General features: G+C 35.1%; 13 protein-coding genes and 5 tRNA genes. 10 read left to right on the top strand and 8 right to left on the bottom strand.

Annotated elements, in window-relative coordinates:
• Positions 1 to 173 precede the first annotated feature (173 nt).
• On the top strand, positions 174 to 881 hold the full coding sequence (locus tag DF185_RS07655; RefSeq protein ID WP_110360168.1) for an SAM-dependent methyltransferase: 708 nt from the start codon (positions 174 to 176) through the stop codon (positions 879 to 881).
• Between the two features lie 210 nt (positions 882 to 1,091).
• On the opposite strand, the gene DF185_RS07650 is transcribed toward DF185_RS07655, so the two are convergent.
• Positions 1,092 to 2,126 carry a DHH family phosphoesterase gene (locus tag DF185_RS07650; protein WP_110360167.1) on the bottom strand — a complete coding sequence of 345 codons (1,035 nt, stop codon included), beginning with the start codon at positions 2,124 to 2,126 and terminating at the stop codon, positions 1,092 to 1,094.
• Positions 2,127 to 2,335: 209 nt separating this feature from the next.
• On the opposite strand from DF185_RS07650, the gene DF185_RS07645 reads away from it, so the two are divergent.
• Positions 2,336 to 2,755, top strand: a complete 420-nt coding sequence (locus tag DF185_RS07645) for a nucleoside-diphosphate kinase (RefSeq protein WP_110360166.1) — start codon at positions 2,336 to 2,338, stop codon at positions 2,753 to 2,755.
• Positions 2,756 to 2,807: 52 nt separating this feature from the next.
• Here DF185_RS07645 and DF185_RS07640 read toward each other — a convergent pair whose 3' ends face one another.
• Positions 2,808 to 3,098, bottom strand: a complete 291-nt coding sequence (locus tag DF185_RS07640; protein ID WP_110360165.1) for a DciA family protein — start codon at positions 3,096 to 3,098, stop codon at positions 2,808 to 2,810.
• Positions 3,095 to 4,204: a DNA replication/repair protein RecF gene (gene recF / locus DF185_RS07635; protein ID WP_110360164.1), complete on the bottom strand. Its 1,110-nt coding sequence runs from the start codon at positions 4,202 to 4,204 to the stop codon at positions 3,095 to 3,097. Before recF ends, DF185_RS07640 begins: the two co-directional genes overlap by 4 nt.
• A gap of 176 nt (positions 4,205 to 4,380) precedes the next feature.
• On the opposite strand from recF, the gene DF185_RS07630 reads away from it, so the two are divergent.
• Positions 4,381 to 5,073, top strand: coding sequence for a tetratricopeptide repeat protein (locus DF185_RS07630; protein WP_110360163.1), 693 nt, complete (start codon positions 4,381 to 4,383; stop codon positions 5,071 to 5,073).
• A gap of 58 nt (positions 5,074 to 5,131) precedes the next feature.
• Here DF185_RS07630 and DF185_RS07625 read toward each other — a convergent pair whose 3' ends face one another.
• Positions 5,132 to 5,998 carry a diacylglycerol/lipid kinase family protein gene (locus DF185_RS07625; RefSeq protein ID WP_110360162.1) on the bottom strand — a complete coding sequence of 289 codons (867 nt, stop codon included), beginning with the start codon at positions 5,996 to 5,998 and terminating at the stop codon, positions 5,132 to 5,134.
• A 408-nt stretch (positions 5,999 to 6,406) separates the two neighbouring features.
• Here DF185_RS07625 and DF185_RS07620 point away from each other — a divergent pair.
• From DF185_RS07620 to DF185_RS07590, 7 genes are all read left to right on the top strand, one after another.
• A tRNA-Tyr gene (locus DF185_RS07620) sits at positions 6,407 to 6,489 on the top strand.
• Between the two features lie 43 nt (positions 6,490 to 6,532).
• A tRNA-Gly gene (locus DF185_RS07615) sits at positions 6,533 to 6,605 on the top strand.
• Between the two features lie 19 nt (positions 6,606 to 6,624).
• Positions 6,625 to 6,707: transfer RNA gene (locus tag DF185_RS07610), tRNA-Tyr, on the top strand.
• Between the two features lie 41 nt (positions 6,708 to 6,748).
• A tRNA-Gly gene (locus DF185_RS07605) sits at positions 6,749 to 6,821 on the top strand.
• Between the two features lie 9 nt (positions 6,822 to 6,830).
• Positions 6,831 to 6,915, top strand: a tRNA-Ser gene (locus tag DF185_RS07600).
• Positions 6,916 to 6,980: 65 nt separating this feature from the next.
• Complete coding sequence (locus DF185_RS07595; protein WP_207784606.1) at positions 6,981 to 7,763, top strand: EFR1 family ferrodoxin; 783 nt, start codon at positions 6,981 to 6,983, stop codon at positions 7,761 to 7,763.
• 407 nt (positions 7,764 to 8,170) lie between these two features.
• Positions 8,171 to 10,597: a TonB-dependent receptor domain-containing protein gene (locus tag DF185_RS07590; RefSeq protein WP_110360161.1), complete on the top strand. Its 2,427-nt coding sequence runs from the start codon at positions 8,171 to 8,173 to the stop codon at positions 10,595 to 10,597.
• A 470-nt stretch (positions 10,598 to 11,067) separates the two neighbouring features.
• Here DF185_RS07590 and DF185_RS07580 read toward each other — a convergent pair whose 3' ends face one another.
• From DF185_RS07580 to DF185_RS07565, 4 genes are read right to left on the bottom strand one after another with little or no spacing between them, the layout of a single operon-like run.
• Positions 11,068 to 11,745, bottom strand: coding sequence for a hypothetical protein (locus DF185_RS07580; RefSeq protein WP_110360159.1), 678 nt, complete (start codon positions 11,743 to 11,745; stop codon positions 11,068 to 11,070).
• Entirely contained in the window at positions 11,732 to 12,106 is a 375-nt protein-coding gene (locus DF185_RS07575) for a GntR family transcriptional regulator (RefSeq protein WP_207784605.1), read from the bottom strand. The genes DF185_RS07580 and DF185_RS07575 overlap by 14 nt, the downstream gene beginning before the upstream one ends.
• The gene (locus DF185_RS07570; protein ID WP_110360158.1) at positions 12,106 to 12,867 is read right to left on the bottom strand and encodes a hypothetical protein; all 762 of its coding nucleotides are present in this window, start codon (positions 12,865 to 12,867) and stop codon (positions 12,106 to 12,108) included. Before DF185_RS07570 ends, DF185_RS07575 begins: the two co-directional genes overlap by 1 nt.
• Positions 12,860 to 13,681: an ABC transporter ATP-binding protein gene (locus DF185_RS07565; protein ID WP_110360157.1), complete on the bottom strand. Its 822-nt coding sequence runs from the start codon at positions 13,679 to 13,681 to the stop codon at positions 12,860 to 12,862. The genes DF185_RS07570 and DF185_RS07565 overlap by 8 nt, the downstream gene beginning before the upstream one ends.
• Positions 13,682 to 13,952 lie beyond the last annotated feature (271 nt).

The following is a 13,952-nucleotide window of genomic DNA, read 5'->3' as shown; positions in this document are numbered from 1 at the left end:
TTTAGACCTATTCCAGATAGAAAACGAAAGAGAATAATCGATAGGCTGTAAAGTAAAAAGTGGAGGTGATTTACACTCATATTTGTCTTGTCGATTTATAAAAGGATAATTCCAACTTGATACAAAATCAATAATACAAGTAATTTCGTACATTTGCCGAAAATTAAATCATCATGAAAGGCAAGTTATACCTAATCCCAACAACTTTGGGAGATACATCCATAAATCAAGTAATTCCCCAGGATATTCAGGAGCTGATTCCGACAATTAAGCATTTTATTGTGGAAAATATTAGAACAGCACGTAGGTATCTTAAAAAGGTAAATTCTTCGATTAATATTGATGAACTTCGCTTTTATGAATTGAACAAACACAGTTCACCAAGCGAAATATCAGGGTATTTGAATGCGATAAAGGATTTTGATATTGGAATTATTTCGGAGGCGGGTTGTCCAGGTGTTGCCGATCCGGGAGCAGATGTTGTAAAATTGGCTCACGAAAAAAACATCCAGGTTGTGCCATTGGTTGGTCCATCTTCCATTTTAATGTCGCTTATGGCATCAGGTTTTAATGGACAAAACTTTGCCTTTAACGGATATTTGCCAATTAAAGCCAACGAACGAGCAAAGAAAATAAAGCAGTTGGATTCAAGGTCTTTAAGTGAAAATCAAACACAAATCTTTATTGAGGCACCCTATCGTAATAATAAATTGGTGGAAGATTTAATTGCAAATTGCAGTGGTGGCACAAAACTGTGTATTGCTGTTGATATTACCATGGAGAGTGAATTTATTAAAACACTTCCTGTAAAAGCATGGAAAGGAATGGATATTGATTTACACAAGAAACCGGCAATTTTCCTATTGCACAGAGAAAAATAATTCAAATAAAAACAGCGCAGATTGTAAAAACCTGCGCTGCGAACATCATAGTTAAAAATTTAGGCATAATCCCGACCGCCTAAAACCGGGATCATTTCTTGACTTAGTCTTAATATCCCCTAAAATTTACAAAACCACTATGTAAGACAAGACTATGGTCGCCTTAAATAATACAAATATCATACCATCAGGTCTTTTTTATTGTCTAAATTAGACGTCAAGACTTTTATAAAAGTCAGGTAATACTTTTTTAAACTTGGCAATTGCCTCGCTTAATTTGTCGGTAGTGCGACCACCCGCAGCATTCATATGGCCTCCACCATTAAAGTGTTCGGCAGCAACAGCGTTAATGGGTACGTTTCCTTTCGAGCGGAAAGAGATTTTTACCATATCCTCTTTTTCAATAAATATTACTGATGCCAACATTCCTTGTATAGAAAGAGGATAATTCACAAATCCTTCAGTATCGCCATCTTTGTAGTTGAATCGTAGTAAATCGTCTTTGGTTAAAGTGATAATTGCGGTTTGATATTCGCTTAAGACCTCAAGTCCTTGATCCAAACAGTGGCCTAATAGTTTCATTCTATCGGTGGAGAAATTATCGTATACATTCGAGTGAATTTTACTCTTGTCGATTCCTCTTGCCAATAAATCTCCTACTATTTGGTAGGTCCTTGGATTAGATGAATTATAACTTAACCCTCCTGTATCCGTAACGATTCCTGTGTATAGGCATTCTGCAATGTGAGTATCGATTAGGTTTTCATCGCCAAGTGCTTCGATAAATTCATACATTAACTCGCAAGTAGCACACATTGCTGTATCTGAAAACATCAAATCAACAATGTGTTCAGGTTCCGGATGGTGATCAATCATGATCTTCTTTGCAGGTAAATCCTGTAGAATTTTTTCCAAATCTCCTGATCTTTTAAATGAGTTGTGATCCACAATAAATACCAAATCGGATGATTTTAAATAATCCTTAGCTTTCTTCTTATTCGAAGGGAATATTAAAACCTCTGAGTTTTGAGGTAACCAGTTTAAGAATACTGGATAATCGCTGGGACTAATTATTTTAGGTTCTTTGCCTTTTTTCTTTAAGTACTGGTACAAGGCTAAGGATGAACCAATGGCATCACCATCAGGACCAGAATGTGGGATTATTGCAATTTGTTTTGATTCTTCCAGCAGAACTTCTGCCTTCTTAATCAAATCACTATCAATTCTATTCTTTATATTATTCATTCTCTTAAGAGTAAAGATGATTCAAAAATTAGTGGGTAAAGATAAAGATTGCGATGCAGATTTCATCATCAAAAAATAATTGTAGATGTAATTGAGGTTTATTGGATAAATTAACTAGAATTAATCCAAATAAATAGTTCGATTTTATTGCATGCCTAGACAGAAATATTATTTTTGTATACCTAGGTTAAACTTATACACACAAATTAATGAGAAGCGATAGAACTTTTACAATGATTAAGCCTGATGCTGTAGCAGCGGGTCATATTGGAGCAATTCTTGCAAAAATTAACGAAGCTGGTTTTAGAATTGCAGCCATGAAATACACTCAAATTACAAAGGAACAAGCTAAGAAATTTTACGAAGTTCATAAGGAACGTCCGTTTTACGATGAATTGACCGACTTTATGAGTTCAGGTCCTATTGTAGCTGCAATTTTGGAAAAGGAAGATGCTGTGGCTGCTTTCAGAAAGTTAATTGGTGCAACCAATCCTGCCGAAGCAGATGAGGGTACAATTCGTAAAGAGTTTGCTGAATCAATGTCGAAAAATGCTGTACATGGTTCGGATAGCGATGAGAATGCTTGTATCGAAGGAGCATTTTATTTCTCGGCAACTGAAGTGATTTAAATTATATCAAAATATTCGGGAAGCACATTAATAACTTATTGATGTGCTTTTTTTATCTCACTACAATTTCATCTATAATATTCGCCTGAACTTCTCGATTTAGTGCTTTTGCCAATCCATCTCGTATGATCATGAGTTCGTTTCGGATTACTGATGAGCGAACTGCAACAAACAATCGACGATTGCGAATGTAGATGTCGGTAGTTGCATTGGCTACAGTTTTACCAATTACTTTTTCCCACGAATTTACCAACTCATATTCCTTTAATTTCACATCAAGTTTAGATTCTTTCAGAACTTCCTTGATCAATTCATCTATTTTTTGAGTGTTGCTTCTTCTCATGATTCCGTATTTATGATAGCGCCATTATCGATTGCAAACAACTGATATTCCAAAGCTGATCCTGATAAAATTTCATCCAAATGATCGCGATTGGTATCAGAAATGAAAATTTGACCAAACCGTTCTTCTGAAACCAAACGGACAATTTGCTCAACACGATTTGAATCTAACTTATCGAAAATATCATCTAATAAAAGGATAGGGGTAAAGCCTGCAATTTGTTTTATGAACTCAAACTGAGCCAATTTTAGGGCAATTAAATAAGTCTTCTTTTGTCCCTGAGAGCCCATTTTCTTAATAGGAAACTTTCCTAGGTTTAGAATTAAATCATCCTTATGAATTCCCACCGTTGTATATTGCATTACCTGATCTTTCCAACGGGCGTTATCCAATAAATCACGCATCCCGTGTTCGTGCAATTGTGATTTATATTCCAAGCTCACAATTTCGTTTCCCTGGGAAATAACAGAATAGTATTCCTGGAAAACTGGCATTAATTTGTGCAGAAAATCTTTTCTCTTCTTATAGATTTCAGCACCCAAATGCACCAATTGCTCATCCCAAATACTTAAAGTGTCTTCATCGTATTTGGTTCCTGAACCAAAATCTTTCAATAATTTATTACGCTGTTGAATTACTCGATTGTAACGAATCAGATCATCCAGGTATTTTCTGTCGTACTGCGATATTACACTATCCATGTACTTTCTGCGTTCTTCGCTGCCATCAGTAATTAATCGACCATCGGCAGGAGAGACCATAACAATAGGAAGCAATCCAATATGCTCAGATAATTTTTTGTATTCCTTTTTGTTTCGTTTGAAATTCTTCTTTTGTCCACGCTTTACACCGCAATAAACTACTTCTTCCAAGTCTTTACGTTGATAATTTCCTTCTAAAACCATGAACTGAGCATCATGATTGATGTTGTGCTGATCAGTAGAAGAAAAGTAACTTTTACAGAAGCTTAAATAATAAACTGCATCGAGAAGGTTGGTTTTTCCCATTCCATTATTGCCGATAAAACAATTGATTTTTGGAGAAAAATTTAATTCCAGCTCAAGTATGTTTTTGTAGTTTATAAGAGATAGTTTTTCAAGATGCATGTGCAAAACTTTAAGGTAACGCTGCAAAATTACGAAATAAAATCAATTCAAATCAGCGAAAGCTAAGCAATAATTAAGTTCTAATTTATTCTCATTTTTTATATTAATCATGCTTAATATTTGGTAAAAAAAATTACATTTGCGTTAGAAAAAATAAACCTATTAATTATTTGAGTATGTCGAAGAACAAAAACAATCCGGAAACTGCGGATAATTTCGAGAATCTAGAAGAGGCGTTAAGTAAAACTGAACAATATATAGAGAAGAACCAAAAGAAATTGACTAGCATTGCTTTTGCTGTTATTTTGGTTGCTGTTGCAATTTTTGCTTATCAAAAGTATTACAAAACTCCTCTAGAAGAAAAAGCTCAGAATCAATTGTTCCAGGCTCAAAGATATTTCGAACAAGATTCATTTAAATTGGCTTTAAATGGTGACGAAAACTATCCTGGATTTTTGGAAATTGTTGACGAATTTGGTTCAACTGCAGCTGGTAATCTTTCTAAGTACTATGCTGGTATTTCATATTTAAGAATTGGTGAGTATCAAAATGCGATTGATAATCTTAAATCTTTTAGTTCAGATGATTTCCTTTTAAGTTCTTTAGCTAAAGCTGCAGCTGGTGATGCTTTTATGGAATTAGGCGAAAATGCTAAAGCTGCTTCGAACTATATGGATGCAAGCACAATCAATGCAAATGATTTTACAACTCCTATTTACTTGCAAAAAGCTGGTTTAGCTTACGAAATGATGGGAGAGTACAAAAAAGCATTGTCTGCTTACGAAAAAATTGAGAAAGATTTTGCTAAATCAGCAGAAGCTCGTGATATTGAAAAATACATTACAAGAGCGAAAGCAATGATGAAGTAATCATCTTTTATAAAATATTCGAAAACGGAAATCTTTATTGGTTTCCGTTTTTTTTGTTTTAACAAATTACTGGTAGTGCTTTTTCTTCAATAGCTACAGTAAACTTCGTCCCTACCTTTGTCGGTTCTCCATCTAAATGCGCAAAATCATTCTCTTGAGTGATTTCAAATTCACTTCCATTTATTCTATTATATAATGAGTGATTTTCTAGTGTTCCTGTAAAAGTCTTAAAGGCAAATAATGGAATTTGTAGGTAATATGGCTTTTTAACCAATACCAGATCTATGATTCCATCTGAAACATTTGCACCAGGGGCAATGTAGGCGTTATTTCCAAACTGATTTGCATTGGCAAAGCACATCATGAAACCATTTAAGTGATGTTCTTTCTGTTTGGTGCGTACAATGAAGTTTTGGTTTTTACTTTGATTAAAACAGCGTAAGCAGGCTATAATATATGAGAAAAGTCCTCTGGCTTTCATTTGCTGAAACATTCGGCTGACTTCAGCATCAAATCCTATTCCTGCTACACAAAATGAATACATGCCGTTTATTCTTATGGCATCCATCTGAAGGATATCCATCTTATTAATGAGTCTTACTGCACCTTTTACAGATAGGGGAACTCTAAGATGCCTGGCGAGTCCATTGCCCGATCCAATGGGAATTATTCCCATAGGGATATTGGAATGAATCAAAATCCTTCCCGTTTCATTTACCGTGCCATCTCCGCCAACTGCAATAATAGCCCTGTAGTTTTCTTTCAATCCATGTTCTGCTATTTCTGAAATGTGTCCTGAATATTCTGAATACTTAAAATGAGGTTTAAACTTATCGGTATCTAGATATCGAATAATATCCTGATGGATATTTTTACCTGCTTTTTTGCCTGCAATTGGATTTACAATGAATAGAATTTTCTGCATGCCTTACTAATATTTCGGAAATGAAATTAATAAATCAACTTCAAGATTATTTTTTAATCGATTCACAAGTATATCATCGAATATAATCATTAAAAGAACTCTAAATGCACCGATGCTTAGCATTCAATACTTTAGAATATTACTTATTGAAAGGTAAAGTTAAGAATGATGCTATAAAATGTTGATATTGTGACTTTAAGAAGTTGTTTAGGTAGTGTAATATTCCCATGAAAAAAGTATTAAAAAAAAATGACAAAAATATTCGCTAGGAAATCAAACACTTACATAAAAAACTGAATATTTTTTCAAAAAAAAGCTTGGAAGCCCTTGTATATTCTGCCAAAGCCCCTATATTTGCAACCGCAATCGAGAAACAAACAACAGTTCTTTTACATAGCGATTGCTTTTGGGGAGATACCAAAGTGGCCAACTGGGGCGGACTGTAACTCCGCTGACTTTCGTCTTCGTAGGTTCGAATCCTGCTCTCCCCACAAAATCGGATTGAAAACGTTCAATCTTTGAAAAAAAATTCTTGCGGGAATAGCTCAGTTGATAGAGCATCAGCCTTCCAAGCTGAGGGTCGCGGGTTTGAGTCCCGTTTCCCGCTCAACTTATTGAAAATTATTGGGGAGATACCAAAGTGGCCAACTGGGGCGGACTGTAACTCCGCTGACTTTCGTCTTCGTAGGTTCGAATCCTGCTCTCCCCACAAATCGGATTGAAAACGTTCAATCTTTGAAGATAATTCTTGCGGGAATAGCTCAGTTGATAGAGCATCAGCCTTCCAAGCTGAGGGTCGCGGGTTTGAGTCCCGTTTCCCGCTCAAAATTTTGGAGAGATGGCAGAGTGGTCGAATGCGGTGGTCTTGAAAACCATTGTACGGCAACGTACCGGGGGTTCGAATCCCTCTCTCTCCGCAGAATACAAGCACTAAGGTTGAAAAACCTTGGTGCTTTTTTTATGCAATAAAGTGAATGTGAATATGTCATCAATTAATCTAATCTACTTTTCTCCAACCCACACCAGTAAAAAAATAGCCCAGTCTATTGGAAACGAATTAGGTGTTCAAGTCATCAATGAATTTGATATTACAAAAGCGGATTTTACAAGTTTAGAAAGTAAGAGATTCGACAATGAATTGACGCTTATAGCACTTCCTGTATATAAAGGACGTTTGCCGAAAGAGGCAATTGCCCGATTAAGAATGTGTGAAGCGAATAAAGCACCAGTGATTTTGGTAGTTGTTTATGGGAATAGGGATTTTGATGATGCACTACTTGAACTAAAGGACTTGAGTATTGAATTAGGCTTTGTGCCAATTGCTGCTGCTGCATTCATAGGTGAGCATTCATACTCGAGCGAAGATAAACCAATTGCTCACAATCGTCCGGATGGTAAAGACATGATGAAAGCAAAAGAGTTTGCCAATAGAATTGTTGAGAAAATTAAGAGTGCTGATGAAAAACTGGTTGAGGTTCCTGGTAATTATCCTTATAAGGAAGTGCCTAATGCTGCAGTAATGGCACCTAGAACCATATCAGAGAATTGTTCTTTATGCGGAATTTGCGCAGATGTTTGTCCAGTCAAAGTAATAGATATTAAAGAATCAGTGGTAACGAATGCTGAAGAATGTATTTGGTGTTGTGCATGTGTAAAATCATGTCCGGAAGATGCAAGAATATTTGATACCCCATTTATTGGACAGATAAAAGAGATGTTATTTAAGCATTGCTCAGAAAGAAAAGAGCCTGATTTATTTTTGTGATATTCTCAGGAATAAAATACATGGGTAGCAATTTGCTACCCTTTTTTGTTGTAATTCTTTCGAATATAGACTCACTAAATGTCTTTAGAAAATTCAGTTTAGGGTAAATAGTTTTTAAAGGATTATCGCTGTATATCTTAACTGAAACCGTACATCATTTTGTCCGATATCGAACATTAAAATAAAAACATTTTAATGTAACTGATAGAAAATGTGTAGGATGTGTTTTTTGGCATTATCTCTGATAGTATTGTGGAGAATGTCTGAATAGGATGTTCATATTTACTAACTGACTACGCGTTTTAATACAAATATCGAAACGAAACTTGGGGTAAATAATAAGTAGATGTGATGATTGATTTGATGTAGTCTGATTTTTAAACCCACTAACAAATTAAAAAAGTATTATGAGAGAGAAACTACTAATAGTTGTTTTGTTACTGTTTAGCTTTACAGTTTTTGCAGAAAATGAAATCACAACTACAGTAAAAAGCGGTTCATTAACGGGTGTAATATTAGATCAGAAAACTAAAGAACCACTGCCATATGTGAATGTGGTGATTCGCGATGCTAACGAAAAAATTCTTACAGGTGGAATTACCGATGTTGATGGAAAGTTCACCATTAAGAAGATCCCTGAAGGGAAAAACCTGGTGGAGATACAATTTATGGGATACAAACCCTATAAAAGACAATTGGATTTTTCTAAAGTAATGGCGCATAAATTGGGCACTGTTCATTTGGAAGAGGATACGGAAATGTTGGGAGAGGTAACGGTTAGGGCAGAATTGTCTACCATTACTCAGAAAATCGACCGTAAGGTGGTAAATGTTGGGAAAGATCTTACAGCTGCTGGTGCAACGGCTTCAGAGGTGTTGGATAATGTACAATCGGTGAGTGTAAACAGCCAGACTGGTGCTGTTAGCCTAAGAGGTAACGAAAATGTAAGAATTTTGGTTGATGGTAAACCTACTAATATCAGTCCATCGCAATTGTTGCAACAGATACCTTCAACATCCATTAAAAGTATCGAGTTAATTACCAATCCATCGGCAAAGTACAATCCCGAAGGAATGAGTGGTATTATTAATATTGTTTTGAACAAGAATGCCAATATTGGTTTTAATGCCAATGTAAATATGGGTGTAACCAGAGGTGAAAATACACGTGCCAATGGTTCGTTCGATATGAATTACAAGCAAGGAAAAGTGAACTTTTTCCTAAACTATGGAGCAAACGGAGGAAAACGAAATAACTATGGTGATGTTTTAAGAAGTGCATTGGATGAAAATGGACAGGCAATCTTATCGGATGATCTTTTTCAGAAATTTAATTTCGATAGTGAAAATTACTCTCACTTATTAAAAGTAGGTGCTGATGTTTATTTGAATGAAAAGAATACACTTTCTTTTTACACAACTCAGAACTTTCGCGATGGTGATTTTGAAGGAACAACCAAGATTTACAGAGGTAATAGTTTGGATTTCCACAATTTGATGAATTCAAAAACCGATAATTCAACAGGAACCTACAACATTAACTATAAAATCGATTTTGAGAAAGAAGGGCACAACCTGGAGTTTGAGGCTACCTATAGTGAGAGTGATGCGCCTGAAGATGCAACTTATAGAGAATTGCTAAATCCAGATGATCGCAATTCCAATTACTCAGATAATATTGAAAATGAATACACCAATACACTTTTGAATTTAGATTACACAAATCCGTTGTCAGAAAATACAAAACTGGAAATGGGATTGGAGTTAAGACTGAATGATACAGATAACTTGCGAGTAACCGATCAATTTGATTTTACCAATACCAAGGTTGATAACTCGGCTTTTAGCTACGACAGAAGTATCTACTCAGGATATGTGAATTTGAATCACAAAATCGATAAATTCTCGATGCAAGTAGGTGCAAGATTGGAGCAGTATGAAGTAGATGGAGATTTTATCAAAGGCGACGAGAAGGCTAAATATACCGATAGCAGATTTACGGTTTATCCTTCGGTATTCTTCACTTTTAATCCAAGCGAGAGAAATCAATTTCAGTTGAGCTACAGTCGAAGAGTCGATCGTCCTTCAATCAGACAGGTAAATCCTATTAGAGAGTGGAGTACACCTTTGATTAGTTCTTTTGGAAACCCAGAATTGGATCCTCAGTTTACCAACTCGTTTGAGTTCAATTACACAAAAGGATTAAAGAAAGGATCGGCAACATTCGGAGTATTCTACCGCCGTGTTAGCGGAAACATTTCACGAGTATTGAATAAAGATCCACAAGATATTGAAAAGGTGGAAATGTCATACTATAACACCGATGATAACGATCGTTATGGTGTGGAGTTATCGGCAAATTACCGATTCTTCAAGTGGTGGTCGATGAATGCAAGTTCCGATTTGTATATACAGAAAGAAACTGGGGTTTCGAATGGTGAGAATTTAGAGATTACCAACAATTCGTTCAATGTACGTGTTGCCAACAGCTTTACTGCAACCAAAAAGTTAAGATTCCAGTTGTTTGCCATGTATCGTGGTGGCGGAAAAGACTTGCAGTTCGAAGTTGATCCGATGTGGATGATTAATACTGGTGCAAGCTACCGTGTGCTGAAAGGAAAAGGTACCATTACCTTTAGAGTGAACGACATTTTTGAAGGAATGAAGTTCAAGTTTGATTCGGAAGTGCCATACCGTCAAAATGGGGAGTTCCATTGGGAAAGTAGAACTGCTTACTTAGGATTCTCTTACCGATTTGGTAGTGGTAAAAATAAAGCCAAGCAGCGTAAGCGCAGAGATAATCGCGAAACGCAAGGTGGCGGTGGTTTCATGTAATAGCTAGCTTACAACAACTACATACAATTATTTTAATTGCAATCTCCCTGTTCAGTAATGAGTAGGGAGATTTTTATTGAAGCCATTTTTATAAAACTAAATATCCTATACTTGTCCTTCTCTAATTGGTAATTTTTAACTTCTGCTAATGGGATTTCAATGCCGAAGTGTATGTCCCCAAAGAAATGGAAGTATCGAAATAAGAAAACCTGGAGACTCAATTGTTTATTCCACATTTGGTCAGAGAATAAGTTTCATTTATTTACAAGCAGCACTGTGGTAGAAAAGACTTACTGTTATGAGGTGATGCTATTTGAGCAGTCAATATATATGGAAGCCCGTTTTTACTGAAAAGAAAAGATGTCATTATCATTTAAAGCAAGTGATGATTTGTTGCTTGTGTTCAAGTTAATTGAAATAAAAAACTCCCCATTCGAATTCGAATGGGGAGTTTTTATTAGAATCTGTTTTTAGTAAATCTTAAGAGTACTATTGTCATCCATATCCAATTCGTAACTCTTCGCTTCTGGCAATTGTAATTTTGAATAATTTGTTGCCTTTCCTTTAATTTTATTGAATCTATGTTGAGATCTGAGATTTAAAGTAGATTTTTCAGCATCGAATAGCAATTCTTCTCCTTTGAAATTGTTCCAACAGTTAAGTTTTGATGATTGCTTAAGAGATATATTATATTTTTTAATACGGGTTTTGCTATCAATGTCAATTCTAGTGTTGTAGGTGTTAATATCAAGAGCCTCTTGATTCATTTCTCTCAAATTAACATCACAACTCTTTCCTGTAATAGAAGTGATATTATTTGAATATAATACTACACCACTATATCTCATGTTATTTTTAGTGGAGTTTATAAAAAGAGTGTCATTTTTTATTTCATAAACTGGTTTTATTAGAACAGAGTCTTTTGAGCTTATGTATGTTAATTTTGATTCTTGATAGTTTTGTATGGAAACTCTACAGCCTTCACCAATACTTACATGTTTAAATTGAGCCAGGGTTTGAGTTTTTGTTTCTACGTTTTTTTTGTTGATTTCTTTGCTATTAAATGCGAATCCCACTATTAAAAAACCTAATAAGAAGATACCAATAACCGAGAAATAGCTGATAAAAATTATTTTACTGATTTTCATTTTCTTTAAGTTTTGAGATTAAGAGAGGTACTTCTTGACTAGTGATTTTAAGAATATCCAATTGATGAATAAAATCTGGTAATGTATGTTCAAAGAACTCTTTACGTCGTATCTCTCGAATATGATCTTGCGCATTTTCAGCAACAAAATAACCAACCCCTCTTTTATTGGTGATAATTTCAGCACGCTGTAATTCGGTATAGGTTCGCATTATGGTATTGTGATTTACTCCTAAAGTTGCTGCTTGTTCCCTAACCGAAGGTACTTTTTCACCGATTTTAAGTTGACCAGACAATATGCGGTCGCACAAATTATCGGCTATCTGCTGAAATATCCCTTTTGAACTTTTAAATTCCATCATCACGCTTCCCTTTCTTTAAGTTTAAAAAAGGCATAGGTAAAAGAGCTTAATGATGATATACCCAGGAAGAAAAAGAACCATGAGAAAGCTTCACTTTTCTCTGAAAAGGTATTCGTTAAGGCATACTCTACGCCATTGTTAAGGTGTAGTTCTTCAAATATAAAGTATAGATATCCTATAATGAGTAATATAATAATACCTACAAATAAAACTGTTTTAATCAAAGGAGATCGTCTGAAGGCACTTGCTCCTGCAAAAGCCAACGATATGGTAAATAGGTATCCCATTAATAAAGCTGTAAAGTAGAACTCTTCACCAGGATTAATGATTGGATCAAAACTAAACGGGATATATGTTCTATCAGGTCGAATAAATTCGATTAATGGAACTGCAATACTTGCCATTAATTGAAAAAGTAATGGATATAATATCGAGAATACAACTATTTTCAGTGCAAATTCATAAACAAACTTTTCAAGGGTAGAGGCTGGTATCATTAGGGCATTTTGACATGCTTTTTGATTTCTTAAAAAAGGAAAAGCATTACCGGTAATGAGTGCTGCAATTATAAAACCAGATGTCATGAACAATGCGGTCCAATTCTGTTCACGCCAGTTGAAACTGCTACCCAAAAATAATAATGTGAATATGAAAAGAGCCAAAAAGCCTCCTGAACTTGTTAATAGAAGTAATTTACGCTGAAGCAATAATTGCGATTTGGCATATTTTACAAAACGCGAAAAATTAAATATATCATTCATGTATTTCCAGATTTATGCCATTGGTTAGGGCGTTAAACAACAATTCAATATCTAAAGGAGTTTCGACTCCATTTTTAGAGGTAAGCACGCGATAACCTCCTGGTGCAACTTCGCTGTATAGGAAATCTCCCTCGTTCAATTCCGAAACTGTGTGGAAGGCATATTTTTCAGTTACCGATATTATAGATTTGTTAAATTTAATTCTTCCATCATCCACCAGTACAATACGGTCAATCAGGTTGTCCACATCTTTAACTTGGTGGGTCGAGATAATTACCAATTGATCATCGGAAAGTGCTCCGGCCATTACTTTACGGAATAAAGCTTTAGATGGTATATCAAGGCCGTTGGTAGGCTCGTCAAGCAAAAGAAGTTTGCAATTGGTAGACAGTGCAAAAGCAATAAGGAACTTCTTTTTCTGTCCGTACGACATTTTGCCCAGATTCTGATTTTCCTCCAATTTAAAATCCAGCAATACCTGCTTCATTTTGCCATGATCAAAATTAGGGTAAAGTGGAGCCATTGATTGCAGGTAACTCTTTATACTTGTTGAAGCTATAGAAAACTCTTCGGGTACGAAATACACGTCTTGAAGGTAGGATGGCTTGCGTTGAAATGGTACATGATCCATAATAAGCATTTTACCATTTTGTGGTTTTAACAAACCTGCCATTAACTTTAGTAGGGTAGATTTCCCTGCACCATTTTTACCCAAAAGGCCAATGATACTTCCAGCTTTTGACTCCAAGTTTAGGTCTTCATACAAAGACTTCCTTTTGGAGTAACAAAAACTTAGTTTTTGAATATTAATCATTTGTTTATTGGTTTAAGAATTTTAGTGTTATATCATACTAGTACACTGTAAAAGTAGATAATCATTTCTTAAATCCAAATTAATCGCAACATAATTTATTTAATCGAATCGTGGATTTTGTTTGTATCTTCTTGATTTGCCCGTATAATGGGACTTGTAGGGTATCAATAATTTTTAGATTTAATTGTTTTAAATGTTGATGATATTAATATCATGATGCTTTTTCTTCTCCGCACAAAATATAAGAAATCCACATATCGAATTAATATCA

It is taken from the genome of Marinifilum breve, from assembly GCF_003202155.1.
GTDB classification, from domain to species: Bacteria; Bacteroidota; Bacteroidia; order Bacteroidales; family Marinifilaceae; genus Marinifilum; species Marinifilum breve.
Note: the sequence above shows the minus strand (reverse complement) of the source record. Positions and strands in the feature narration are given on the sequence as shown.